This is a genomic window from Xanthomonas sp. NCPPB 2864 (assembly GCF_056675615.1).
Map to the genome: position 1 here is coordinate 194,625 of NZ_JBWWVS010000002.1, position 25,676 is coordinate 220,300.

22 protein-coding genes and 1 pseudogene are annotated in these 25,676 nt (G+C 65.4%); 11 read left to right on the top strand and 12 right to left on the bottom strand.

Features of this window, described 5'->3' with window-relative positions; translation table 11 throughout:
- Positions 1-329 precede the first annotated feature (329 nt).
- A complete protein-coding gene (locus AC1KVE_RS05880; protein WP_349778135.1) occupies positions 330-1,262 on the bottom strand; it encodes an AraC family transcriptional regulator in 933 nt (310 codons plus the stop codon).
- A 90-nt stretch (positions 1,263-1,352) separates the two neighbouring features.
- Between AC1KVE_RS05880 and AC1KVE_RS05885 the strand changes: the two genes are divergently transcribed.
- The 6 genes from AC1KVE_RS05885 (at position 1,353) to AC1KVE_RS05910 (ending at position 9,140) form a co-directional block, all read left to right on the top strand.
- Positions 1,353-2,186: an oxidoreductase gene (locus AC1KVE_RS05885; RefSeq protein ID WP_104569134.1), complete on the top strand. Its 834-nt coding sequence runs from the start codon at positions 1,353-1,355 to the stop codon at positions 2,184-2,186.
- 136 nt (positions 2,187-2,322) lie between these two features.
- Positions 2,323-2,553 (top strand): hypothetical protein, encoded by a 231-nt coding sequence (locus AC1KVE_RS05890; protein ID WP_228911395.1) that lies wholly within the window; start codon positions 2,323-2,325, stop codon positions 2,551-2,553.
- A gap of 322 nt (positions 2,554-2,875) precedes the next feature.
- Entirely contained in the window at positions 2,876-3,448 is a 573-nt protein-coding gene (locus AC1KVE_RS05895) for an RNA polymerase sigma factor (RefSeq protein WP_226426886.1), read from the top strand.
- 93 nt (positions 3,449-3,541) lie between these two features.
- Positions 3,542-3,865 carry a DUF4880 domain-containing protein gene (locus AC1KVE_RS05900; protein WP_481092975.1) on the top strand — a complete coding sequence of 108 codons (324 nt, stop codon included), beginning with the start codon at positions 3,542-3,544 and terminating at the stop codon, positions 3,863-3,865.
- 681 nt (positions 3,866-4,546) lie between these two features.
- Positions 4,547-6,994, top strand: a complete 2,448-nt coding sequence (locus AC1KVE_RS05905) for a TonB-dependent receptor plug domain-containing protein (protein WP_481092976.1) — start codon at positions 4,547-4,549, stop codon at positions 6,992-6,994.
- A 133-nt stretch (positions 6,995-7,127) separates the two neighbouring features.
- On the top strand, positions 7,128-9,140 hold the full coding sequence (locus AC1KVE_RS05910; protein WP_481092977.1) for an Atxe2 family lasso peptide isopeptidase: 2,013 nt from the start codon (positions 7,128-7,130) through the stop codon (positions 9,138-9,140).
- Positions 9,141-9,210: 70 nt separating this feature from the next.
- Here the strand turns inward: AC1KVE_RS05910 and AC1KVE_RS05915 are convergent, their stop codons facing one another.
- The 7 genes from AC1KVE_RS05915 to AC1KVE_RS05945 form a co-directional block, all read right to left on the bottom strand.
- Positions 9,211-10,932, bottom strand: a complete 1,722-nt coding sequence (locus AC1KVE_RS05915) for a lasso peptide isopeptide bond-forming cyclase (protein ID WP_481092978.1) — start codon at positions 10,930-10,932, stop codon at positions 9,211-9,213.
- On the bottom strand, positions 10,932-11,606 hold the full coding sequence (locus AC1KVE_RS05920; protein ID WP_481092979.1) for a lasso peptide biosynthesis B2 protein: 675 nt from the start codon (positions 11,604-11,606) through the stop codon (positions 10,932-10,934). The genes AC1KVE_RS05915 and AC1KVE_RS05920 overlap by 1 nt, the downstream gene beginning before the upstream one ends.
- A gap of 110 nt (positions 11,607-11,716) precedes the next feature.
- The gene (locus AC1KVE_RS05925) at positions 11,717-11,863 is read right to left on the bottom strand and encodes a benenodin family lasso peptide (RefSeq protein WP_016903880.1); all 147 of its coding nucleotides are present in this window, start codon (positions 11,861-11,863) and stop codon (positions 11,717-11,719) included.
- 48 nt (positions 11,864-11,911) lie between these two features.
- The gene (locus tag AC1KVE_RS05930; RefSeq protein WP_016903879.1) at positions 11,912-12,052 is read right to left on the bottom strand and encodes a lasso peptide xanthomonin 1; all 141 of its coding nucleotides are present in this window, start codon (positions 12,050-12,052) and stop codon (positions 11,912-11,914) included.
- A gap of 246 nt (positions 12,053-12,298) precedes the next feature.
- Positions 12,299-12,940, bottom strand: a complete 642-nt coding sequence (locus AC1KVE_RS05935) for a GntR family transcriptional regulator (protein ID WP_481092980.1) — start codon at positions 12,938-12,940, stop codon at positions 12,299-12,301.
- A gap of 286 nt (positions 12,941-13,226) precedes the next feature.
- The gene (locus AC1KVE_RS05940; protein ID WP_481092981.1) at positions 13,227-14,252 is read right to left on the bottom strand and encodes an alpha/beta hydrolase; all 1,026 of its coding nucleotides are present in this window, start codon (positions 14,250-14,252) and stop codon (positions 13,227-13,229) included.
- 135 nt (positions 14,253-14,387) lie between these two features.
- Entirely contained in the window at positions 14,388-15,974 is a 1,587-nt protein-coding gene (locus AC1KVE_RS05945) for an SDR family NAD(P)-dependent oxidoreductase (protein WP_481092982.1), read from the bottom strand.
- 419 nt (positions 15,975-16,393) lie between these two features.
- Here AC1KVE_RS05945 and AC1KVE_RS05950 point away from each other — a divergent pair, with 419 nt between their 5' ends.
- From AC1KVE_RS05950 to AC1KVE_RS05960, 3 genes are all read left to right on the top strand, one after another.
- Positions 16,394-17,173, top strand: a complete 780-nt coding sequence (locus tag AC1KVE_RS05950; RefSeq protein ID WP_184615932.1) for an SPFH domain-containing protein — start codon at positions 16,394-16,396, stop codon at positions 17,171-17,173.
- A gap of 173 nt (positions 17,174-17,346) precedes the next feature.
- Positions 17,347-18,321: a glutathione S-transferase family protein gene (locus AC1KVE_RS05955; protein WP_481092983.1), complete on the top strand. Its 975-nt coding sequence runs from the start codon at positions 17,347-17,349 to the stop codon at positions 18,319-18,321.
- Positions 18,322-18,400: 79 nt separating this feature from the next.
- On the top strand, positions 18,401-18,796 hold the full coding sequence (locus AC1KVE_RS05960; RefSeq protein ID WP_104575195.1) for a VOC family protein: 396 nt from the start codon (positions 18,401-18,403) through the stop codon (positions 18,794-18,796).
- Between the two features lie 142 nt (positions 18,797-18,938).
- Here AC1KVE_RS05960 and AC1KVE_RS05965 read toward each other — a convergent pair whose 3' ends face one another.
- From AC1KVE_RS05965 to AC1KVE_RS05975, 3 genes and pseudogenes are all read right to left on the bottom strand, one after another.
- Entirely contained in the window at positions 18,939-19,400 is a 462-nt protein-coding gene (locus tag AC1KVE_RS05965; RefSeq protein WP_024937826.1) for a membrane protein, read from the bottom strand.
- A 216-nt stretch (positions 19,401-19,616) separates the two neighbouring features.
- A pseudogene (locus tag AC1KVE_RS05970) lies at positions 19,617-19,757 on the bottom strand (alpha/beta hydrolase); the annotation flags it as partial.
- A 45-nt stretch (positions 19,758-19,802) separates the two neighbouring features.
- Positions 19,803-20,426 carry a YiiX/YebB-like N1pC/P60 family cysteine hydrolase gene (locus AC1KVE_RS05975; protein WP_115510376.1) on the bottom strand — a complete coding sequence of 208 codons (624 nt, stop codon included), beginning with the start codon at positions 20,424-20,426 and terminating at the stop codon, positions 19,803-19,805.
- A 149-nt stretch (positions 20,427-20,575) separates the two neighbouring features.
- Here AC1KVE_RS05975 and AC1KVE_RS05980 point away from each other — a divergent pair, with 149 nt between their 5' ends.
- Together AC1KVE_RS05980 and AC1KVE_RS05985 are read left to right on the top strand one after the other, a co-directional pair.
- Positions 20,576-20,911: a DUF3817 domain-containing protein gene (locus AC1KVE_RS05980; protein ID WP_024937823.1), complete on the top strand. Its 336-nt coding sequence runs from the start codon at positions 20,576-20,578 to the stop codon at positions 20,909-20,911.
- Between the two features lie 168 nt (positions 20,912-21,079).
- Entirely contained in the window at positions 21,080-23,011 is a 1,932-nt protein-coding gene (locus tag AC1KVE_RS05985; RefSeq protein WP_257998522.1) for an alpha/beta hydrolase family protein, read from the top strand.
- A 136-nt stretch (positions 23,012-23,147) separates the two neighbouring features.
- Here AC1KVE_RS05985 and AC1KVE_RS05990 read toward each other — a convergent pair whose 3' ends face one another.
- On the bottom strand, positions 23,148-25,472 hold the full coding sequence (locus AC1KVE_RS05990) for a S9 family peptidase (RefSeq protein WP_481092984.1): 2,325 nt from the start codon (positions 25,470-25,472) through the stop codon (positions 23,148-23,150).
- Positions 25,473-25,676: the final 204 nt, after the last annotated feature.

Genomic DNA, 25,676 nt, shown 5'->3' on the forward strand with positions numbered 1-25,676 from the left:
GGAAACCCTCCCGAAAGCTGAGGCCGTAGCCTGAAATTTGGCTAGGAAGTGAACCTGACCCCGTTAGCGCAGCGTTTCCAGGCATGGCGCGTACGGGGCAGTCTTGTCTTGGACGATTGCCACGTCGTTGCGCATATTTCCCTCCTCGTCCCATCCCGGCGTCTGCCCGCACTGCGTCAGGACGGGAGACAGTGTAGAGAACGCTGCTTGATAGTCCTTGCGGTCGTAGCGCTGCTGAAATACCGCGCGTGCGCAGGCCGGCAACGTGCGGTCTCCGCGCTCCTCCAAGCGGAAAAAGCCATGCGGTTTAATTGCCTCGGTTCCCTTAGCTAGTGCGAAGAGACGTACACCGCATCCGCAAATGCCTCGGGAATTGCAAACGTCTCCCGCATCCTCCGCGCCTCGGCCGCCGGCGTGGCACCAAACAACCGCCGGAACTCACGACTGAACTGCGATGGGCTGGTGTACCCCACCGCATGGCTCGCCGCTTCCGCCGTCAGCGATTGCCGCACCATCAACAACCGCGCCTGGTGCAGCCGCGTCGACTTCACGTACTGCATGGGCGAGACCTGCGTGATCGCCTTGAAGTGGCTCTGGAAGCTGGGCGCGCTCATGCCTGCTTCGCTCGCCAGTCGCGCCACGTCCAGGGGCTGCGGATATGAGGCGTGAATCAAACGTAGCGCCTGGCTGATGCGACCGAACTGGCCGCGCATGGCCAGTGCACTACGCATGGCGCTGCCCTGCGCGCCCGTCAATACGCGGAAATAGAGCTCGCGTAGCAGTCCCGGGCCGAGGACGGCGGCATCCAGTGGCTTCTGCATGGCCTCGAGGAAGCGCAGGACCGAATCGCGCATGGCGTCGTCCACGGGCGTGGACATCATGCTCTGCGGTGGCTGCAGAGTGTCGTCCTGGCCTTTGCGGTCGATCTGTTCCGCCACTTCCGCGGCGAGCGGGAAGTCGAGATGGAGGTAGAGGGCCAGCAGGGGGTGGGCCGGCGTGGCGTCCGTTTCCATCGTGAAAGGCACGGGCACCGAGACGGCGAGGTACTGGTCCGCGTCGTAAAGGTAGAGCTGGTCGCCGAAGTAGCCACGTTTGCGGCCCTGGCACACGATGACGATGCCGGGGTCGTAAAGCACGGGCGTGCGGGCAAGCGCCCGGTCGGAGCGGAGGATGCGGACGCTCGGCACCGCCGTGAGGTTATAGCCCTCGTCGGGTGCAAGTTCGCGCAGAAGTTTGAGCGTGCGAGCCTTCGGAGCATCCATAGGAATAGGCAAGAATAAAAGCCAATTGTGACTTATCGACCTGGCAATGGTGGCGGATTATGCATTCCAAGACCAACCAACGGAGCACCCATGGGCAACCCGAAGACCCTCCTCATCACCGGTGTCAGTAGCGGTTTGGGCCGTGCCCTGGCCCGGCAAGCCGTCGCCCAGGGCCACGTGGTCATCGGTACCGTTCGCAACGCGGCGGCGAAACGCGTCTTTGAAGACCTCGCTCCCGGGAAGGTTCATGGCCGCCTCCTCGACGTCACCGACTTCGCCGCCATCGACGGCGTCATCGCCGAAGTGGAGGAGAATGTCGGCCCGGTCGACGTCCTTGTAAACAACGCTGGCTACGGCCACGAAGGCATCATGGAGGAGTCGCCTCTCGAGGAGATGCGCCGCCAGTTCGATGTCAACGTATTCGGCGCCGTCGCCATGATGAAGGCCGTGTTGCCGTACATGCGCCAGCGCCGCCGCGGCCACATCCTCAACATCACCTCGATGGGCGGCCACATCACCATGCCCGGCATCGGATACTACTGCGGCAGCAAATTCGCGCTGGAAGGCATCTCCGAGACGCTGGGCAAGGAAGTTGGTCCGCTAGGCATCGCGGTGACAGCGGTGGCGCCGGGTTCGTTTCGCACCGATTGGGCGGGGCGTTCGATGCAGCGGGCGCCGCGATCCATCGCGGATTACGACGCCATCTTTGATCCCATCCGCCAGGCCCGCGAGGAAAAGAGTGGCAAGCAGCCAGGCGACCCGGTGAAGGCAGCACGCGCGATGCTGAAGGTGATTGCCGCGGAAAATCCGCCGGCGCATTTGCTTCTGGGGAGCGATGCGTTGACGCTGGTGCGAGCCAAGCTGGCTGCGTTCGCAGCGTCCATCGCCGATTGGGAAAAGGTGACCATTTCAACCGACGGCTGAAGATGCGTCTCTGGTGCAGCGCACTTGCTAGCGAGGAGGGGAGCGCGATGAGTCTTATCGCGAGCACCGATCGGCGCCCCTACAACACGGGGTAGCGGGGGTGGCACCGGGCAGGTAGTTCAGTTCATGAAGGGCAATGAACACCGATTCCGCGCTTCTGGCCCGTTTGCCAAAGGATGGAGTGACGGCTTTGGTGTTGATGCAACCAGACTTGGCGGACGATGCGTCGTACGAGTGCCGAACGACGTCGGTAGCAATCGGCCTTGTTGCTTACAAACCTCACGTCTGGATCGTGTCCGCCACGTCGGATCTCGCACCAGCCGGAAGAACGGATGACCCGTATCTGGAAAGGGCAAGCATCTGGTGATTTCTGACGGCGAATCGGTCATGCAGTATCGCCGGTGCAAGTAACAGGGTTGAGGTGTGCAGCACGTGTGTGTTGATGTGGACGGAGGCTGACTGACGCGCAAAACGTAGGGGGTTAGCATCGCTTGCCGTCATAGAGGAAGAGGTGGGGCTGCGGTTCGGGGTGCGGCGCCCACCACCCACTCTCCATCTTTCGGCTGCACTGCTCATGTTCAGATCCACTTGCATGACCCTCGCGCGCGCGTTGCGCTGGTGCGTCGTGTCGCAGGATGCGTGGGGAAGTTGGTGGGCAGCGGCACTTGGCCGAAGGCGCGGCGATCACGATGAGCTCGCGTGACGGGCCGCCCATGGCGCGCGGGCAGCCGTCGCTCGCCGAGAGGGACCGTCTCCGCGCCGAGTTCGACCAGGCATTGGCCGCACTGCATGCCGAGCTGTTGGTGTACCTGCGCCGCCGTACGCGCGATGCCGAGACCGCTGCAGACCTGGCGCAGGAGACCTTCTCGCGGATGATGGTGTACCGCGATGCGCCCAACATCGGCGACCGCCGGCTGCTGATGTACCGCATCGCGCACAACCTGGTGATCGAGCAGCGGCGCTCGCGTCAGCGGCGGCTGGCGGCGCAGCACGTGTCGCTGGACCAGGTTGCACCGATCAGCGCCGACGAGGCCGGCGTGGACGAGATTGCCGATGCGCGCCAGACACTCGATGTGCTGCTCAAGCGCACCTTGCTCGAGCTGCCGCCGAAGTGCCGGCTTGCGTTCAAGCTCAGCCGGTTCGACGGGCTCACCTATCCGCAGATCGCCGCGAAGATGGGGATCTCCACCAAGATGGTGGAGAAGCACATCAGCCGTGCGCTGCTCGCGTGCCGCGCGGCGGTGGGGGAGTTGCCGCAGTAACCGGGCTGCAAGGCGGCTGGCTGGCGTCGCCGGAAGATGCTGGTAGCATCGTGCGCGAGGCCGCAGCAGACGGCCCGTCGGGAGTCACCAGCCATGCGTGCAGAGTCCGGGCGCATCCACGCGCAGGCGGCCGCCTATCTCGTTCGACACGGCAGCGAGACTGCTGCCGAGCGCGCTGCGCGTGAGGCGTGGCTGGCTGCCGATCCGCGCCATCGTGCGGCCTACCAGCAATTGCTCGAGGTGGACGAACACGCATCGGCAGTGCTGGATGACCCCGAGTTGCAGGCCGCCACTGCACGCGATCTGGAACTGCTGACGCCGGCCTCTGCCCGGCGTCGTCGCTGGCCCTGGCTGTTGCTGGCAGCGATGCTGGTTGCCGCGATCGGCTACGCGGTGCATCACCTGCTGGTGCAGTAGCGCGCACTCAGCGCTCGGCACTCAGCAAACCGCACTGCGTGTTGCAGAAGCCGTTGAATGTGCGCTCTGTCGCAGCGCTGCCTGCATATTGCACACGTTGCTGGTAGGGCATTGCGCTTGCGCAACATCACTTGTTGTCGGGGGACGCAATGGCGATGGTGCCGCGCCCAGGACGCGAAGGATGCACATGCAAGCACGACGGGCAGTATCGGGGAGCGGTGTCGGTTTTGATCATGCACGCAGCAGACTGGCCTTGGCGGTGGTCTCGCTGCTGTCGCTGCACAACCTTGCGGCGCAGGAACGCACGGCTGTGCAACGCGTGCAAACCCCAGCGGTGGAAGCGGATGCGCAGCGCGGTGATGCGCCTGTGCAGGTAGCCACGGCCGGCATGCTCTGGTGATGGCGATGCAGGCGTAGTGGACGCGTAGCAGGTAGTGGGGAAAGGGCAATTGCATACACAGCGATGACGTGTCGGGCCCGGATGGGTGCCGAGTCATTTTGCGTGCGCAATGATTGCTCGAAAACCAAACAGTTAGTGATACTGGTCGCTGCTCGCCGCGCTGCGGTGCCCGCGTTTCAGCAGTCGGGTGCAGGACCGATCTTGCTCAGCTGGCGATGCGCGCCGGGTCGCCCCGGAGTGCGCCGTCGGCGGGCCAACCCAGGCAAGCCAAAGGACGCAGCATGAAGACACGCACGTTACGCAACGCCATTTCCATCGCCCTGCTAGCCGTGGCGAGCGGGGCGGCAGGTGCGGTGGGGGCACGGGCAGCGACATCGCAGGGGGCGACGCAACCTCCGGCAGCGGCGCAGAAAACGCCGGCAGCCGTGGCACCGAACGCAGGCGAGCCGCCCAGGCCCGGCTCGCCGGAGACTGCGATTGCGGCGGCCGCGCCGGCACAAACCGCCGCGACCGAGTTGGAATCCATCGAAGTCACCGGCACGCGCATCAAGGGCGGTGCAGTTCCGTCGCCGGTGATTTCGATCAGCGCGGCGCACATCCAGGAAGAGGATTTCAGCGATCTGGGCGAGGTGATCCGCAGCGTGCCGCAGAACTTCTCCGGCGGGCAGAATCCGGGCGTGCTGAGCGGCAATCTGGCCGGGGCCGGCAATGCGAACCAGAACATGACCGGCGGCGCGAGCCTCAACCTGCGCGGGTTGGGCGCCGATGCCACGCTCACCCTGCTCAATGGGCGCCGGCTGGCCTATGGTGGATTCACCCAGGCGGTGGACCTCAGCGCGATCCCGGTGGAGGCAGTGGAGCGGTTGGAGATCGTGGCCGACGGTGCGTCGGCAATCTATGGGTCGGACGCGGTGGGTGGCGTCGGTAATGTGATCCTCAAGCGCGACTACGACGGGGTGAGCGTTGGCACGCGCTTCGGGCGGGCCACGCAAGGCGGGCTCACCTCGCGGCAATACAGCGTTACGGCCGGCACCACCTGGCGCAGTGGTGGAGTGATCGCGACCTATCAGGACGCGTCCGCAGACCCCATCTACAGCCGTCAGCGTAGTTACACCACTCAACTCACCGACCCGTCCACGCTGTATCCGGGCAGCGACCTGCGCAGCGGGCTGCTGAGTGCCTACCAGGCGCTGGGCGACAACGCCGAATTGCGCCTGGATGCGTTACGCACTGAACGCGACCAACTGCACTTTTACGCTGTCAGTGGCCGCAACAGCCGGGTCACTCCGACCACCACCAGCCTGCTGCTGTCACCGAGCTTTGTGGTGTGGTTGCCCAACGACTGGACGCTGACATTGGGCGCCACCGACGGCAACAGCAAGCACGATCAATACCGCCAGGAGACGGCGCTGGCTAGCGGTGCGGTGAGCGTGACCGACCTGTGCTATTGCAACGACAGCCGCAGTTACGAGCTGGGCGCCGAAGGGCCGCTGTTCGCGCTGCCGGCAGGCGATGCGCGCCTGGCCACCGGGGTGGGGTATCGCAGCAACACGTTCCGTAACGTCAACCACGTCAGTGGCGTGGAGACGATCGACGGCAGCGAAAGCGCGCGCTTTGCCTATGCGGAGCTGAACCTGCCGGTGGTGGGCCCGGCACAGGGCGTGCCCGGTGTGCAGCGACTGACGCTGACAGCGGCGGTGCGCGGGGAGGACTACAGCAGCTTCGGCGGGGTGACGACGCCCAAGTTCGGTGTGCTGTATGCGCCTGGCAGCGATGTGACGCTCAAGGCCTCGTGGGGCAAGTCGTTCAAGGCGCCCACGCTGTTCGAGCGCAACTACGCGCAGGAGGCGTGGCTGTTCCAGCCGGGCGCGTTCGGCGGGGTGGGCTTTCCCGCCGGGACGACGGTGCTGGTGGCCGATGGCGGCAACCAGGATCTGCAGCCGGAGCGCGCCATCACCCGCTCGGTCTCGCTGGCCTGGCACCCCGAGGCGCTGGATGGCCTGGAGGCGGAGCTGACCTGGTTCGGGGTGGACTACAGCAACCGCGTGTTGCAGCCGATCGCCAATGCCAGCCAGGCGTTGCGCAATCCGATCTACGCACCCTTCGTGGACCGCACGCCGACGCCGCAGGCGCAGGCCGATGTGATCGCGCTCGCCAGCCGGTTCTCCAATTTTGCCGGCGTCGCCTACGACCCGAGCCGGGTGGCGGCAATCATCTACACGCGGTACGCCAACGTGGCGCAGCAGGACATCGAGGGTCTGGACCTGAGCGGTAGCTACCAGGTGGCGTTGGCGCGCGGCACGCTGACCTTGCGCGGCTCGGCGAGCTGGCTGGACAGCACGCAGCAGACGTTGCCCGCGCAACCGACGTTCGATCTGTCCGGCACGCTGTTCAACCCGCCCAAGCTGAGCAGCCGCGTGGGCGCGGTGTGGAAGCAGGGCGGGTTTACCGCCTCGCTGTTCGGCAACTACCGCGGCGGGGTGCGCAACCGCGCCGACGGGGTGGAGTCGGCATCGTTCACCACATTCGATATGGCGTTGCGCTACGCCACCGGCGCACGCGGCGATGCGTGGGCGGGGCTGGAGTTCGGTGCGTCGGTGGACAACGCCTTCGATCGCGATCCGCCGTTGTATCGGGTGACCTCGCCGCTGTACGTGGCGCCGTACGACTCCACCAACTATTCGGCGATTGGCCGCTTCGTGAGCGTGTCGGTGTCCAAGCACTGGTGATGCGTGGGGCTGCCTGCTGCAGCCGATGTATTGGCGATGGTCCTTGAGCGTTGCTGAGAGGAGTGTGTGTGTGAGGAATCACAAACCATGGCGCCTGCTGCTTGCAGGCGTGCTGATAGCGGCAGGTGCATGCGTGGGACACGCGCAAACGGTATCGTCCCAGCGATTGCTGGAGGTGGTGGATATCGGCAGCCCCACACTGTCGCCGGATGGCCGCAGCGTGGCCTTTCGCACCGAGCAGGCAGCGGTGCAGCGCAATACCTACGACAGCGTCTGGTACGTGCAGGGCCTGCAGGACGCTGTGCCCAGACGCATTGCCGATGGCGGCGTGCCCTTGCGCGATTCGGCAGGCGGGTCCTTGCCTGCAAAGGTGCTGTGGTCGCCGGATGGGCGCTGGCTGTACTACCGCGCGTTGATCGATGACGTGATTGCGGTGTGGCGCGCGGCGGCGGACGGTTCCGGCGCGCAAGCGGTGACCCACGATGCGGCCGACGTGCAGGAGTTTTCGCTGGACGCGGATGGGCGGGTGCTGCGTTACCGCGTCGGTGCGACGCGCGCGCAGGTCATGGCGGCCGAACAGGACGAGTATGCGCAAGGCATCCGGATCGACGAGACGGTACCGCTCGGGCAGGGCCTGTTCCGCTCGGGCAATGTGCAAGGACGCCTGGCGACGCAGCGCTTCGGCACGGTGTGGTTCGATCGCACCGGCTTGTCGGCGGATGTGCCGGAGCACTGGCTGGCGCTGGACCTGGCCACGGCAACCACGCGGCCACTCGCGGATGCGCCGGTGCCCGCGGAGGAATCGCCCGTCAGTACGCACGGTGTCGACGGTGACGTGTGGCAGTCCGTGCCTGCGCCCGGTGGTGCGGTGGCGGTGCTGTCGCGTGTGGGTGATGGCAAGGGCCAGCTATTCCGTCCGCAGGTGGCGCTGTCAGTCCTGCCCGGTGCACACGCCCGCAAGGCCGTGCGCTGCACCGCGGCGGCCTGCGTGGACAAGGCAATCAGTGCAGTGCAGTGGCGCCCGGGGAATGCGGAGGTGCTCTTCACCATCACCGATCCTGCATTGGGCCTGGCGCAATCCATCCGGCGCTGGAATCCGGCCACCGGGCAGGTGCGGTTGGTGGTGCAGGGGCGCGGTTTGATCAATGGCGGGCGTGACCCGGCGGCACGCTGCGGTGCCTCGGCCGTTGCGCTGGTGTGCGTGGCAGCCGAAGCCGATCGCCCGCCGCGTCTGGAACGTATCGGCCTTGACGATGGCACGCGGCAGGTGCTGTTCGATCCAAATGCGGAGCTTGCAGCGGACATGGCGCGTGCAACGCCTGCACGGCTGTTGCAGTGGAGCGATGCACGTGGGCGGCGATACAGCGGGCAGTTCTTCGCGGCACACGGTACCGGCGCGGGCAAGCCGCCGTTGTTCGTCACCTACTACAGCTGCCCTGGCTTCGTGCGCGGTGGCGTGGGCGATGAGTGGCCGCTGGCCGTGTTGGCGCAGGCAGGCATCGCAGCGCTGTGCATCAATCAGCTGCCCGGCTACACCATGGATGCGGTGGAACGGCACGGCGAAGGGCTGGCGGCGGTGGAAAGCGCAGTGGCGTTGTTGTCGTCACAGGCCGGCATCGATCGCACGCGGGTGGGCATGGGCGGGCTGAGCTTCGGCGGTGCGGTGACCCTGTGGACGGCCACTGAGTCGAACCTGCTCGCCGCCGCTTCGGTAGCCAACCCGGTGGTGTCGCCGTCGTACTACCTGTTCGGCAGCATGAAGGGCGAGCCCTTCCTCAAGGGGCTGCGCGACATGTGGGGCCTGGGTGCACCGGAGCAGACACCCGAGCGATGGAAAGTGTTGTCGCCGGCGTTCAAGCTGGAGCGGATTCGCGCGCCGATCCTGTTCCAGCATTCCGAGCAGGAGTATCTGTACGCGCTGGATTACCTGATTCCCCTGCTGCGTGCGCAACGCGCCGAGTTGTACGTGTTTGCGAACGAGCCGCACCAGAAGTTCCAGCCGCAGCACAAGTTGGCCGTATATGCGCGCAACGTTGATTGGTTCCGCTTCTGGTTGCAGGACTACCAGGACGCTGCGCCGGAAAAGGCCGCGCAGTATGCGCGCTGGCGCGCAATCAAGGCGGCACTGCCGTCGCGTGGCGACTAGCGTGTGTGGCGCAGCTGACGCGTGGCACGTTGGCAGGCGGGCGCCACGCACCTACGCAGTGCAGGCAACCTCAGCGCTGATGACGGACCCAGTTCTCGACCGCACACAGGTCGAAGATGCGCATGACGCTGTGGTCGCCGTCGGCCACTGTGTGGTCGAAATGGTAGCGCAGGGCATCGGCGTCCAGCAGCCCCTGGCCTGCAAGCCGACCCTGCAGCAGATAATCGCGGATCTGCTGCCTGCCCCGACGATAGACCGCGCCGGAGTAGTTCATGAAGGTGCCTTTGCTGCGGCGATGCAGAATCTGCGCAGGCAGCACATCCGCAAACGCATCGCGTGCGACGGCGCGATTGCGGCCGCCAGCGATCCACATCCAGCTCGGCACTGTCAGGCAGGCCTCCACCACCGGTTGCGAGAGCAGCGGCATGCGCAGGTGCCAAGATGCACTGCGCGCCAGTCCATCACGGAACACCTGGGTGCCGGCCAGATCGACGATACGTTCGCGGTCGCCGGGCAGGCTGTCGGGTGGGGCATCGAACCAGGGATGCGATTGCAATGGAATCTCAGCCTGCGTGCCTGGCAGGAACGATCGCTCCGGCTTGCGTGGCGGTCCGGCCTTGGCGAGGAGTTTCTTGATCGTCAACCTGCCTGCTTTCCACAGCGTGCACTGGTGCAGTTCGGCAAGTGCATGGACTGCGCTGAAGCCGGCGCGCAGGCCGCCTGCACGGAAGGCGTCTGCGGCGGGCGCGGCGGTTCTGGTGTTGCAGAACACGGTGTCGCCACCGCCGCCGGAAAAGAAACTGGTGATGGCCAGCTGCGTGCCGATCGCTTCTTTCAGCGCATTGGAGGCATGCTGCAGAAACCAGGTGCTGGGCGCGACCGCATGTGCCGGCGGTGCGAAATCGACCGGTGCAGCGTCGAACCCCAGGGTGCGCATGATCAGCTCGGTGCTCAACAGATCGCTCATCTGCCGGGCATAGTGCCGCTCGTCGGCGCCAGGCACCGGCGTGACCAGATTGCAGCACGCCACGCGCGCGGCGGTGTCTTTCAGGCATGCGGCGAGGATGGAAGAGTCCAGGCCGCCAGAGAGTTCCAGCAGCACGGACGCATCGGTCCGCGCCCAACACGTGACGCTGGAGGCGACCGCCTGACGCAGCTGTGCCTGTGCGTCGAGGGGATCGTGCCGGCGCCGAGAGGCTGCGACGAAATCCCAGGGGTTCCAGACTTGCTCGACACGGCTGCGGTTAGACTGCAGACACAGCTGGCTGCCCGGCAGCAATTCGCGTATGCCGACAAGCCCGGTGCGCTCGGTCTTGAGGTGCGGGTAGTGCAGATGATGGGCGATGGAGTCCCAGTCGATCTCACGCGTGTACACACCGGCATGCGTGGCGATCGAAATATCTGAAGTGATGAAGCCATGCTGTAGCGCGTAAACGCATGCCACGCCGCCGGAAGGCTCGCGCATCACGGTGATGGCGCTCGGGTCCGCGCGCGGTGCATGCAACAGCAGGTACTCGCCCCACTGCGTTTCGATCAGATGCCGCGTGGACAATGCATGCAGCGATGCGCCGTCCAGCAAGGGGGCGTTGTCGCGCTGCGAAAAGACATGGCCGATCAGTGCGCCACCACCAGGCAGGTCGAGCACGGGCGTGTCGTCTGAGGCATACAGGTCGATGTGCCCAGTGCGTTGCCGTAGCTGTAACCCGATCTGGCGCAACGACGCATCGATACCGGCGCGGTCGCCATCGCGGTGTGCTTGCGCATGGTTGAACAAGGCGATGTAGCGGTACATCACACCACCCGGATGGGGGTATGCGCGTGGACGTTGCCGACCGTGTCGTTCAAGACCAGATCGCCTGTCTGTACCCAGCAATGGGCCGAAAACGGATCGAGTGCGACCCCGAAGACAAGCTGGGCGTCGAGCTGGCGCCTACGCAGGAATTTTGCCAATGCGACTGAATCGAGCAGGCAGCGCATCTCGACCGGCACCCACACGCGTGCGCGCTGGAAGACGGACGCTGCATCGGTGAGCCGTTGCTCGAGTCCGGCGAGTGAGCGTTGCTGCATCCCCCGACCCTTTGCTCCAGCGGAGAGGCTGCCAAGTACCCCGCCAAGCGGGGTGCGCTTCAATGCCAGGCGTGTGGACAGCACAAGTGCCAGCACCTCGAGCTTTTCAAGCAGCTGTGGTCGTCGCGCCGGTACAGGCATTTCCATCGCGCTACGCGCAACAGGCATGACGGGAAGCTGCGGGCCGGCGGTCGCTTGCGACCGCTCCACCAGCAAGCCCCGTTCGACAAGGTCGTTGATCTCCAGGTCCGACACCTGGTCATGCGCCAGGTAGGCGAGCAGGGAGTGCTCCAGTGCATGGGGCAGGCGGAAGTAGCGGTCGTTGCCGACATCCAGGAACACCAGGCGCTCGCCGATGCGGCAGAACGCTAGGTCGTTGCGCAATGTGTAGCGGTGCATGGCGCTGTCCTTGAGAGAGAAGGGGCGCACCGTTGCAGTGCGCCCCGTGGCCTGGGAAGTTGCTCACCGGCATGTAAAGCCGAGTGGCGACCGCCGCGCGTTGGCAGCGCCTAGTCCTGGCTGATGCCCAGCGTGGTGCTGCCACCCATTTCTTCGCCTGCCAGTGGCCCGCCCTGCGTGTCCAGGCTTGCGATCCCAAGCACGATGAGATCCTGACCAAACGTCGTGGTGTGCGCGTCGTTGTTGCTGGTATCCATGGTCTCTACTCCTGGTGGGAGAGGCGTGCACTCAGGCACGCCTCGGGTTCACTCCTCGGAAATGCCAGGCACGTTGAAGCCGCCGATTTCTTCACCAGCGAGCGGGCCGCCTTTGGTATCGGTGCTGGCAACGCCAAGCACCGTGATCTCGCTGGATGCATCGCTGTGGGTGGTGTCATTGATGTTCATCGCTGTCTCCTGGTTGTGTCATGGGAATCCATGACGCAGATACGTTAGGAAACGGGTGTATTGATTTTCAAATGATTAAGTCGTAACACCGTCATAATTAAATGCACTGTGTGACCGTCATCGAAGATGGCCGCGCGAATCTGGCCGGTGGCGTCGCATCGCACCTTTCACGCCACATCAGGCGCACGTCACAGGCAGCTCGCCAGCGCAGCATGCAGATCCCGCGATGTGCTGCGCTGACGACACTCAGTTGCCGAAGCTGGAAGCCTGATTGATGCGCTCATTCATGACCGCCACGATGCGCGGCACGGCCTGGATGCGGCGTACGTGATAGGCATGCAACGCTGTCTGCAACGCGGCAAGGTTGCGCTGCTGCCAGTGCAGCGTGAGCTCTGCCAGTTCTTCTTCGAGAGAGTCGAGCAGGCCATGTTTGGCACGTCGCACCGGTGCCAACCGGTCGTTGGTCTGCCTGACGGCATGATGCAGCGACCAATGCGCCGTGGCATGGGCGATGGCGTCGAAGAGCTTCCAGGTCTGCTTGACCACGTCCGCAGGTGCGGTGGTGGGCTCCAACTCGCCAGCGGCGTGCGGTGTCGATGCAACGCCGATATCGCAGGCCATCCGCAGCAGGCGGTCCATCCAGTCGTAAAGATCCCGCAGTGCGACTTCGGTGAGCAGCGGCACCTGCAAGCCATAGCGTGCGTGATCGATGACCAGGCCTTCGCCGACCAGGCGATGCAACGCAAGGCGTACCGGCGTGGGGCTGACCTTGAACTCGGCAGCCAACGTTGTCGGATCGATGCGCTGACCGGGTCGATACCGGCCGGATTGCAGTGCGTGCCTGACCTGCGTATAGGCGATGGTAGTTTTGGAGTGGATCCCATGCATGGTGAACTCCTTGTCTGACCGCGACTCCTCCCCTGGCCGGATCGTACATGCAATGGCTGCGGCAGGAGTTGCCGCGGTAGTCCTTTTCAGTCACAGGCCTGTCACATCGTGCTGCCTACGACGCAGGCTCGGAGCCAACACCCTGTCCCGACAGTAATAGTTTTGATAACGCACAAACTAGGATCAAAAAGGAGGGCCGCCTGGCATGCCAGGGCGGCCCTCGTGTGGACATTATCTGTTCCTGCTATCGCGTGGCACGCCCGTCGTGCCAGACGCTGTGCGTCGCTTAGCGGAACGACTCGCGCAGCCGCTTGCCTGCGTACTCCTGTGCGGCCTTGGCCTTGGCAACGACTGCGGCGCAGCCGAAGAACTCGTGCGTCACGCCGGTGTAGACTTCACGCTCGACCGGTACGTTGGCGTCCTTCAGCGCATCTTCCAGCTTGGCGCCATCGCTGCGCAGCGGGTCGATGGTGGCGTTGATGATCGTCACCGGTGCCAGGCCGCGCAGGTTGGCGTTGACCAGGTCCAGACGGGTATCTGCCTTGTCGGCATCGCTGCGGATCAGGTGCCCCACGAACCATTCGATCATGGCCTTGTTCAGGGGCTTGGCGATGGCGTTTTCGATGTAGGACTCGGTGTGCAGGCTGCCGGTCTGCCCGACCGGGTAGACCGCCAGGATATGCGTCGGTGGCGGCAACCCCTTGTCGCGTGCGGCCACGGCCGTGGCGATGGCGAGGTTGCCGCCGGCGCTCTCGCCTGCGAGGGCAACGCGCTGCGGGTTGCCGCCGATGCTTGCCGCGTTTGCCAGCACCCACTCATAGGCGGCGAGCGCGTCGTCCCAGGCGGCGGGGAACTTGTGTTCGGGCGCCTGGCGATAGTCGACCGAGACCACGATGGCGCCGGTTTCCTTGGCGAGCCCGCGCGCGCCGCCGTCATAGACCTCGGCATTGGCGATCACCCAGCCACCGCCGTGGAAATAGACAATGACCGGCAGTGCGGTGCCGCCCTGTGGGGTATAGACGAAGGCCGGGAGATTGCCGGCGGGCGTTTCCAGGGTGTGGGAGGTGCGCTTGACGCCGGGCACCAGCGCCTCCGGGTCGGCGGACTTGCCCTGGTCGTACAAGAGCTTCTTGACCGCATCGGCAATGGTCGGCTGCTGCCGGGCTTCGGCCGGCGTCAGCTTCTCGATGGCCTTGGGTTCGAGCGCATCGTGGGCCTGGGCCAGGTCGTGCATGTCGTCGTCGGCACGGATGGCGCCGATGACGTTGGAGAGGGTGTCGATGATCGGATTGGGCTTGCCGTGCTCTGTCATGTGGGCGTCTCGGTTGATTGACCGTGACACTAGCGGCGGTGCAGTCAATGGGGCGACAAGGGAGCTCGGCCGTTATGCACATGGCGGCAACATTCGCAGCAGGCGCCGGTGCAGGCGCCTGCCGACTGAAAGCCCTTACCAATCCGTCGGCGCATAGTCCTTGAGGAACTGCCCCCACACATGCTCGCCGGTGTTGGCGCCGTGGATGATGGGGTCGACGATGCGCGCGGCGCCGTCGACGATGTCCAGCGGCGGGTGGAAGCGTTCCTGCTGAACCTTGAGCGCGGCGATGTCCGCCGGATCCTCGTCGGTGACCCAGCCGGTGTCGACGCTGTTCATGTGGATGCCGTCGTTTTGGTAATCGGCCGCCGAGGTGCGCGTCATCATGTTCAACGCGGCCTTGGCCATGTTGGTATGCGGATGCCGGGTGGTCTTGAAGTTGCGGTAGAACTGCCCTTCCATCGCCGAGACGTTGACAATGTGCTTGTCGCGCTCGGGCGTGCGCAGCATCAGCGGCTTCAGCCGCGCGTTGATGATGAAGGGCGCGATGGCGTTGACCAGCTGGGTTTCCAGCAGTTCCACCGAGGGCACTTCGTCCATCAGCAGGCGCCAGGAGTTGCGCCCGCGCAAATCCACCTGCTGCAGGTCCTGATCCAGGCGTCCATCCGGGAACAGGTGCTGCTGGCCGACCAGCTCATCGTCCAGCAACGCCACCTGCGACAACTCGGCAGCACGGGTGAGGCCGTCGGCGCCGTCCAGGCCGCGGCCGTGCACCGCCGGCAGCGCCATTGCCGAGGCATCGCGCAGCAGTTCGGGCGTGCGCAGGCCCTCGTAATGGCCGACCAAGTTGCGTACGGTTTCCGGCAACTCATGCAGCGCGGCGGTCTCGCCGGCCATCATGTGCGCGTAGAACTGCGGCGGGCGGCGCACCGTCTGGCAGGCGTTGTTGATGATGAAGTCCAGCCGGTCGCGGGTGGCCAGCAGCTGGCTGCAGAACGCTTCTACGCTGGGGGTGTGGCGCAGATCCAGGCCGAACACCTGCAGGCGATGGCCCCATTCGTTGAAGTCCGGCTCCTGCGCATAGCGCGCGGCCGAATCGCGCGGAAACCGCGTGGTGACGATCAGTTCCGCGCCGGCGCGCAGCAGCTTCAAACCGGCCTGGTAGCCGATCTTGACCCGTCCGCCGGTCAGCAGCGCCACGCGTCCGCGCAGGTCGGCGGTTTCGGTGCGCTTGAAGTAGTTCAGCTCGGCGCAGGCCGGGCACATCTGGTCATAGAAATGATGCAGCTGGGTGAACTTCTGCTTGCAGACGTAGCAGTGGCGCAGTTCCGGCGAATGCGTGGGCTCCGGTGCGGCAGTGGCATTCTGGCCGTTGTGCGCGTCGTGCAGGCCGGCGGCATGCGGCGGGAAGAAGTTGGGCGTGCTGAACACCGGTTTGCGCCGCAGCGCGCGGATGCCGCGCTGCTCGAGCAGCGCTTCGGCCTTGCGCACCTTCTCCTGATGCCGCTCGCGCTCGCGCTGCTTGAGCAGCTGCCGCCGCGCCTTGGGCTCGGGGTGATAGACCCTGGCCACCACCTGGTGCAGCCGCACGCGGTCGGCCTCGGGCAGCGTGTCGAGCACGCTGCGGTCGGCATCGATGGCCTCCAGCAGGTCCAGCGCCGCGCGCAGGCGGTCGGTCAGGGGCAGGTCGTCGGCGGGCGGGGGTGGGACGTTGGTGTTCAAGATGGATCCGGAAAAGAGCGACAGAAGGCGGAGCGCATGCAGCGGGCGGCGCGGTGGACGCGATGGATGGGGGTCAGCGGCCACGCTGGCCTGGACCGCTGCCGCCGCAGGCCGGAGCGTCCGGACCGCAGCTATTTTCGCCGATCCTTGGGTGCGCGCGCCAATGACAGGGCTGGATGGGTTGCGACGGTGAGGGCGTCGCTGCCGGGGATGCATCCAATCGCCGCGCAGGGCGTGCGCCCGGTTCAGCTCTCAGCACGCGGCTGGAAGGCCTGTGTGCACGTGTTTGCATGCAGCGGCGTGTTGCCGCCCGTCATACGGGAGGCCGGGGTGCGATCGCATCCCGGATTGGATAATCTTTCACCACACCGGAGGGGCCTCATGCCCGTCCATTCAAGGGGACATTGATGAAGAATTCCATGCTGGCTTTCGGGCTGGCCGGCTTGCTCTGTGCGTGTACGGTGGTCTCGCCCGATCCGGGGCAACAGGCCGTGCTGGTGGATAAACCGCTGTTCTTTGGCAAGGGGGGCATCCGCCTGGACGATGTGCGTGATCCCGGGCGCACGTACACCTGGTTGACCACCTCTGCGTCGTATGTGGATGTCACCCCGCAAACCGTGCAGGTGGCCTTCGACGATTTCTCCTCCAGCGACAATATCCTGTTGGACTTCTCGACCCAGATCCAGTACCGGATCACCGCCCCGGCCTTGCTGCTGTCCGGGTTTGGGCAGGACTGGTTCAAGAACAATGTCGCCAGCCAGTACGCGTCCATCGTGCGCGATCAGGTCAAGCGCTACGACATGACCAAGATGATGAGCGATCCGGATACCGCCAGGAAGATCGACGATTCGGTCACCCAGAACGTCAGTACGCTGGTCAAGCAACAAGGCTTGCCGATCCAGATCCAGAACATCACGCTCGGACGCGCGCGCCCCAATCCGGACGTGTTGCAGCAGATGAACCTCACCGCTGCGCAGCAACAGCGTGTCAAGACGCTGGTCGAGGCGACGACCGCAGAGCGGCAACGCGAGCAGGAGCAGGTCGCCAAGGCCGATGCCGACAATGCATACCGCAACCGCATGGGCCTGACGCCCGAGCAGTACCTGGCCAGCCAGATCGCCGAACTCAATGCCGATGCCTGCAAGAAGGCGCAGGCCTGCTACATGGTGCCTTCCGGCACGTCGGTGATTGCCAGGTAGCCTGCGCTGCCGGCCGATGGCAACGCGGGGCTCCTGTTGCCTTGCAGCGTTGGGTCTTCGGTCTGCAAACGCTGTTGGCTGCTCGCGTCCGCTCACGCCACCACGGCCGCTCACGCACTCTCCAGACCGGCTGGGCTAGGGTTGCGGCCTATTGTGGTAGCGGAGAAGGCAGCATGGGCCTGTTGGTCGATGGCAAGTGGCAGGACGGTTGGTACGACACCGACAAGAGCGGTGGGCGTTTCGAGCGCTCGCAATCGCAGTTCCGCAATTGGGTGACGCGCGATGGCAGCCCCGGCCCGCATGGGGACGGTGGCTTTCAGGCCGCTCCCGGGCGCTATCACCTGTATGTGTCGCTGGCCTGCCCGTGGGCGCATCGCACATTGATCTTCCGGCGCCTGAAAGGCCTGGAGTCGATGATCGACGTGTCGGTGGTGCACTGGCTGATGGGCAAGCAGGGCTGGACGTTTGCGCCAGGGCCGGGCGTGGTGGGCGATGCGCTCCACCAGGCGCAGCATCTGTACGAGGTCTATCTGAAGGCGGATCCGCAGTATTCCGGGCGCGTGACCGTGCCGGTGCTATGGGATCGCGAGCGCAACACGGTGGTCAGCAACGAGTCGGCCGACATCATCCGCATGTTCAATAGCGCCTTCGATGCGGTCGGCGCTGCGCCCGGCGATTTCTATCCGGCGCCGCTGCGCGAGCAGATCGATGCGATCAATGCGCGCGTGTACGACACCGTCAACAATGGCGTGTACAAGGCGGGCTTTGCCACCACGCAGGCTGCGTACGAAGAGGCGGTGGTACCGCTATTCGAGAGCCTGGATTGGCTCGATGCGCGCCTTGGCCAGCAGCGCTACCTGTGTGGCGACCGGCTCACCGAAGCGGACTGGCGCCTGTTCACCACGCTGGTGCGTTTCGACGCGGTATATGTCGGCCATTTCAAATGCAACCTGCGGCGCATTGCCGATTATCCGCAGTTGTCCGGCTACCTGCGTGAGCTGTATCAGATGCAGGGTATCGCAGACACGGTGAATTTCCAGCACATCAAGCACCATTACTACCAGAGTCACGACATGATCAACCCCACCGGTATCGTGCCGCTGGGGCCGGTGCTGGATCTGCAGGCGCCGCACGGGCGTGGCGGCTGATGCAGCTATTCGCCGAATGCTGCCGGATATCCACGTGCTGCCCTAAGCTGTGCGCCTTCGATACGAACAGGAGTGATGCGTGCTGAATCATGTGATGGTGGGATCGAACGATATCGCGCGATCCAGGCAGTTCTACGATGCGGTGCTCGGCGGCGTCCTCGGTGCGGCGGAGCCACTGGTTAACCCAGCCGGGTCTGGTCATGTGCGCCTGTTCTATCGCCATGCCGGCAGCACGTTCGTTGTCAGCGAGCCGATCAACGATGCGCCCGCGACCAGCGGCAACGGCGCCACCGTGGGCTTCAGCTGCGGCTCGCCCGAGCAGGTGCAGGCATTCCATGACGCTGCGGTGGCGGCAGGTGGTGTGTCCATCGAAGATCCACCGGGCGTGCGTGAGAGCCGCATGGGGCCGGTGTGGCTGGCCTACGTGCGCGACCCGGACGGCAACAAGCTCTGTGCGATCTACCGGCCTGCGTAGGCTGTGAGACTTGCACCGCTGCGACTGCCGCAGCGCGACCGCGCACTGGGTCATCGCTTCGCTATGGCGACGGTGGAACAACCGTCGCCATAGCACGCCCTGTGGTTGCAGTGGGCGACAGGCTTAGGTGAGGGACGTCGCGCTAGTGCTTGGCCGCATCGCGCATGATCAACGTCGCCGCGCCTACCGTGATCGCGTCTTCGACCACGCCGGTGCTGGTCTGCCCGTAGCGGTCGATCGCACGCATGCGCAGGTTGAAGGTGAGGTAGGCGGCCGCCACTGCGGTGGACGCTCCCAGCAGTGCGGCGACGCCGCGCTGATGGCGCGGAGCCAGGGCCGCGCCGACGATCACGCCGGTGGCGATGCGCGCGATCATGCCGGGCAGCACGATGCGGTCGGGCGCGGTTTTCATCTTGTCGCCTGCCAGTTCGCCGCCGGCAAGCGCGAGCATGCCGGCCGACGCCAGCGGATTGGCCAGCAGCGGCGGTGCGCCGTTGTCGGCAGGAAGCTTGCCGGTACGCGCAGCATTGGTCACCGCCGCCAGCGGCGTCATCGAGCGCATGCCGGCGACGGCGCCCATCAGGATGGAATGAATCAAAGCCATGTACACCTCTGCGTGTGCTCAACAATCGCAGGCGGAATGCACTGCGTGCGGCACGCTGTATGGATGTGCACACACTAGGCCGGCGCATGTATGGGCGTTGGCAAGAGCTTGTGCATGCCGTGCATTGGCGGCGCCCACACGGCACTGGATGCGCTTGCGATGCGCCGCCGGGAATGTATCGGCTTGCGTCGCGCAACCAGGCGCGCGGCATTGCACTCAGGGAGCCTTGGTGCCCAACAGGAACTTCAGCCCATGGGTGATGCCGCGCGGCGCGACACTCAGGTGATCTTCGTCGTTGAGCACCTCCAGCTCCAGCTGCAGCGACGGATACTGTCTCGCGCGCAGCGTCTGCACTAGCTTATTGGCGAAGCAGGCGCCTGTTGTCGCCGGCATTCCCGCGCATCAATTCAAACGACCGACATACGCCAGCACGGGAGCAGCCGCCATATCGTTCGGGTTGGTGCCGGGCAGGCCTTGCGGCACGTCCATGCCCTTGCTGCGGTAAAAGTCGGTCCAGTACTGCGAGATCTTGCCGGTCTGCAGGTTCTTGAAGTTCATCGGTTGCAGGACGAACACGTGTTGGGCGCGAAACGCGCGTTCGATGAAGTCCGAGCAGTAGTAGCTGTTGTCGTCCTGCACGTAGGTCTGGTTGTAAGGCTTGCCGAGCATGCGCCGTGCCTGCGCGATGGCGCCGGGAATCGCATTGCGCTGTTCTTCCGTCAGCCGGTACACATGGATCTGCCGATGCTTGGCGTTGGCTTCTTCGACGAATGCCTGCAGCGGCTGCTGCCGCGAGCCTTGTTCGTCTGCGTGCAGCAGCACCTGTCCGGTACCGTCATGGGCGAGCAGTGCCACATGATCGAAGCTGGGGGCATCCTGCCTGGCGGTGGCATCGTCGATGGCACCGCTCAGGCCGGTGCGGGCGGCGGTGACGAACAGCAAGTCGCCGTCCTGCAGCTGTACGGCGATGGAGGTGGTGGGCAGCAGTGCCAGTGCAAGCACGGCGAGCAAGAAGAGGGTGCGCATGGGAGGCCGGCAGGTGGTGCAAGGGCCACCATTATCGCCAGGAACGCGGGCCGGCTGCCGATGCGCGATGCGCTCTGTAGAATGCAACTGCCAGCGGGCGTCGCCGCCGCCATCGCGTCGCGGCAATCCCTGTCCGTCTGGAGTGTTGCATGCGTGCTTCTTCTGCGTTGTCGCCGATCGGCCGGCTGTTTGCGGTGGCCGCCTTTATCGAGGGGCTGACCTGGGCCGGGTTGCTGCTCGGCATGTTGCTCAAGTACGGCACGCACACCACCGAGCTTGTGGTGTGGCTGTTCGGGCGCCTGCATGGCGCGGCCTTCCTGTTCTATGTGGCGGTCAGCGTGCTTGCCGCGCTGCGCTTGCGCTGGCCGTGGTGGGCGTGGGCGCTGAGCCTGCTGGCCGCGTTGCCGCCGCTGGTGACGGTGCCGCTGGAAATGTGGTTCCGGCGTATCGGTCTGTTGGGCCCGCGCGCACGCGCCGGTACCTGAGCATGTCGGCGCAGGCCAAGCAACATTGATGCCGCGTGCTTTGCATGGCACCGCGCCAGACGATGGACTCCACAAACCGCCTTTGCCACCATAGGCGGACCAAGGAAGAGGCGGAGTGTCGCAATGCATTATTGGATGAGGGTGGCGACTGCCGCGCTGGCAGTGGCAATGACCATCACAGTGCCGGCTCGCGCGCAGACGCCGTCGCAACCGCTGGATCTGACGCCCTATCTCAAAAGCGACCAGTTCGAGCGGATCAAGATCTCGCCGACGGGTGAGTATTTTGCACTCACCATGCCGCTGGAAGATCGCACCGTGCTGGGCATCGTACGGCGTCAGGACAAGGTGGCCACCGCGAAAGTCACCGGTGGCGCCAATAGCGTGGTGGACGATTTCTGGTGGGCCAGCGACGACCGCATCGTGGTGTCGATGGCGCAGCGGCTGGGGTCGCGCGACGAGCCGATGGCGATCGGCCAGCTGCATGCCATCGACGCCGATGGCAAGAATGGCCGCCTGTTGGCCAGCCCCTATGGCACCAATCCGGATATCAACGGCGTGCAGTTGAAGATGGACCTGGAGCCAGGCACGTTCATGCTCGATACCTTGCCGGGCGATCCGCGCAACATCCTGGTGTCGACGATCCCGTTCGTCGGCGACCCGAACATCCGCATCGACAAGCTGGACATCCAGACCGGCCGGCGCAGTACCGTGGCGACCTCGCCGGTGCGGCGCGCAAACTTCGTGACCGATCAGCAGGGACGCATCCGCTTTGCCAACGGCGCCGACGTGAGCAACGTCAGCAAGCTGTATTACCGCGACGACGATGCCGCACCGTGGCGGTTGGTCAATGATGCCGCCAGCAGCGGGCATCGCGAATTTCCGCTCGGTTTTGCGGCCGATGGCAGCCAGGCCTATCTGCAGGTGGAACAGGCGAGCGGCACCGATGTGCTGGTGGGATGGGACCCGGCCAGCGGCAAATCCACGCCGTTGTTGCACGACGACACCGTCGACCCCTACCGGATCCTGCGCGATCTGGACGGCACCACGCCGATCGGCGCGTCCTACATGAGCGACCGGGTGCGCAACCGCTTTTTCGACGAGAAGTCGCCGACGGCCAGGCTCTACCGCAGTCTGGAAAAAGCCTTCGACGGCAACGCGGTCTACATCACCTCGGCCACCCGCGACCGTCGTCTGGTGCTGGTGTATGTGTGGAGCGATCGCAATAACGGCGACTATTACCTGTTCGATACGGTCAGCAAGCATGCCGACCGCGTGTTCAGCCGCCGCGAGTGGTTCCCGCCCGATGCCGTCCCGGCGAGCAGGCAGGTAAGTTTCCAGGCGCGCGATGGCCTGCAGTTGCACGGCTATCTGACCCAGCCGCTGCATGCCGAGGCAGGCACGCCGCTGCCGTTGATCGTGATGCCGCACGGCGGGCCGTTCGATGTCTTCGACAAATGGGAGTTCGATGACGAGGCGCAACTGCTGGCCGCCGCGGGCTACGCGGTGCTGCGCGTCAATTACCGCGGTTCGGCCAATTACGGGCGTGCCTTCACCCAGGCCGGCGCCAGGGAGTGGGGCGGGCGCATGCAGGACGATCTCACCGACGCCACCCGCTGGGCGATCGCGCAAGGCGTGGCCGATGCCTCGCGCATCTGTCTCTACGGCGCCAGCTACGGGGGTTACGCTGCGCTGATGGGTGTTGCGAAGGAGCCGGCCCTGTATCGCTGCGCCGCCGGCTATGTCGGCGTCTACGATCTGGACATGATGGCGCGCGACACCGCGCGCTACGCGCGCTGGGCCAAGAACTGGACCGGCGACTGGCTGGGCGCCCGCGACACCCTGGCGGCACGCTCGCCGGTGATGCTGGCCAGGCAGATCAAGGTGCCGGTGTTTCTGGCGGCAGGCGGCAAGGACGAGCGTGCGCCGATCGAACACACCAAGCGCATGGAGCGCGCACTGAAAGGCGCCGGCGTGCCGGTGGAGGCGCTGTATTTCCCCAATGAAGGCCACGGCTTCTACACCGAGCCGCATCGTCGCGAATACTACACCCGCTTGCTGGCGTTCCTGAGCACGCAGTTGGGTGGCAGTACGGCGAAGTAGGCGGGTGGTGGTTCCATCCGGCGTTGTCCGGATGGAACGTGCGGCCAAGCTGCGCAGCGATCGGTGAGTGTCGCGGCCGGGGCCGCTCCTACGTGGCAGGGGCCTTCAGGTCGCCGGCTGCCTTGCGTGCGTGCGCTCAGTTCTTGGGCATCGGCTTCATCTGGTAGTCGGCCGGTGGCGTGGCGCCGAGCAGGTGTTGCACGAAGTAGTCCCAACGGCGACGGCTGACATACGGGGTGAGCTCGCCATAGCCGTGCTTGGCGTTGGGCAGCATCAGCATGTCGAAGGTCTTGTTGGCCTTGATCAGGGCATCGGCCACCAGCAGGGTGAGATACGGCGGCACGTTGTCGTCCAGGGTGCCGTGCACCAGCATCAGCTTGCCCTTGAGTTTGCTGGCGTGGGTGGCGTTGGCCTGGTCGTCGTAGTTGGAGCTGCCGTCCTTGTTGACGATGTGCTCGCCGTGATACTTCTCGGCCCAGTCGTCCTCGTAGCCGCGGTTGTCGTGGTTGCCGCTTTCCGACCAGGCCACTTTGAAGAAGTCCGGGTAGCGCAGCATCGCGGCGGTGGATGCATTGCCGCCGCCGGAGTGGCCCCAGATACCGACGCGGCCCAGGTCGATCCACGGATAGCGCTGGCCGAGTTCCTTCAGGCCGGCCACCTGGTCGGGCAGGGTGTTGTCGCCCATGTTGGCGTACCAGGTGTCGTGGAAGGTCTTGGAGCGCCACGGTGTGCCCATGCCGTCGATGGCGACCACGATGAAACCCAGCTCCGCCAGCGATTGATTGTCGCCATGGCCGGCAAGGAAACTGCGGCCGCGGACCGAACCGGTCTGCGGGCCGGGATAGACGTAATCGATGATCGGGTACTTGCGCGCCGGGTCGAAGTTGCTGGGCTCGAACATCAAGCCATACAGCGTGGTCTTGCCATCGCGCGCCTTGACCGTGATCGGCTCCGGCGGCACCCAGCCGGCCGCCTTGAGGCGGCTGATGTCGGCAGTGGCGATCGTGCTGACCGTGCGTCCGTCGCCGGCATCGCGCAGCAGCGTGACCGGCGGCGTGACCGAGGTGGAGTAGGTATCGACAAAGCGGGCGCCATCGGGTGCCAGCGCAATGCTGTGGTCGGCGACTTCTGGCGTGAGCAGCACCGGCTCACCACCGTCCAGGCTTACCTTCCACAGCTGCTGGTAATACGGGTCCACGCCCAGGCTGCGGCCGACGCCGACAAACCACGCGGTGCGCGTCACCGGGTCCACGCGCAGCAGTTCGGTGACGTTGCCCTCGCCGGTGGTGATCGCGCGCTTGGGCTTGCCGGTGGCCAGGTCGTAGAGATACAGCTGGCCCCAATCGCTGCGCTCGGAAAACCACACCGCCTCGTTGCTGCCGGGCAGGTACGCCCAGTTGGCGGCGACCTGGCCGCTTTCGTAATAGGTCTTGGCGGTTTCGTCGAAGGCGGTGCGCACGTCGCCGGTGGCGACATCGGCAATGCGCAACCAGGCCTGCTTGTGGAAGCGCGAGGTGGACACGAAGGCCAGCGTCTTGCCGTCCGGCGCCCACTTCACATCGTCCCACAGGCCCGGCGAGCAGCTCACGTCATCGCACAGGGTGGAGCGGTGCTGGTCGGGCGGCAGTTTCAGCCGCAGCACGCTGCGCGTGGGCACGTCGATGACCACGCGCTCGATCATGGTCACGTCCTTGTCGCCGGCCAGCGGGTATTTCCACGACTGCAGTTCCGGATGCCCGAGCTTGGTGCTGACCAGGTACATGTCGCCGGTCTTGCGCTGGTCCTGCTGGAAGGTGGCGATCTTGCGCGAGTCCGGCGACCACGCAACGATGGCGTTGTCGCTGTGCTGCCAGCCGGCGTTGTCGGTGGCGTAGCCGAAGTTTTCCACGCCGTCGCGGGTGAGCTGGGTCTCCTGGCCGCTGGCGAGATCGCGCACCCACAGGTTCCAGTTGCGGATGAAGGCTTCGCTGCGCTTGTCCGGCGACAGCACGCCCGGCTCGGCCTTGTCCTTTGCGTACAGCTTGCTGCAGCGCGCACGCGCATCGCAGACCACGGCGGTGTCGCGCACGTTGAGGCGGTAGCGGCCATCGGCGGTGCGCTTGACCACCGGGGCGAAGGTGTCGGCCTTGAGCGGCTTGTCGCCGGTCTTGAGCAGCGTATTGAGCGAGGCGACCAGCGCGGACTGCTTGAAGATCGGCGCGCTCTTGCCGGTGGCGGTGTCCAGCTGCAACAGTTGGTTGCCCTTGGCATCGTGGTCGACATAGACCACGTGGGTGGCGTCCAGCCAGTCGATGCGGGTGGCTTGGTGATCGACCAACGGTTGCGCCAGATAGCTGGTGAGGCGCTCGGCGCGGGCGTAGTCGGCCTCGGTCACGGCAGGCGTCTGTGCGCTGGCGAGTGCCGGCAGAGTGGCCAGGGCGATGGCGGCGAACAGCTGCCGCAACGGCAACGGGGTGGGCATGAAAGACTCTCCGGGACGAAAGGAGCGCGCAACGCGGTCGGCGCGACCGTCCGATGCTACCCGCCAGAGGGGCCGGGCGCCTCTGCCAGAAGTCGTGTTCGCGCCATTGTCGACTGGGGCGGGCCGCACGCGTTTCGGCGGCCGACGCGGGGCGGGCCTGTGGTGGAGCGGTTGCCGAGCGCATCGCCCGGTCCGGCACCGCCA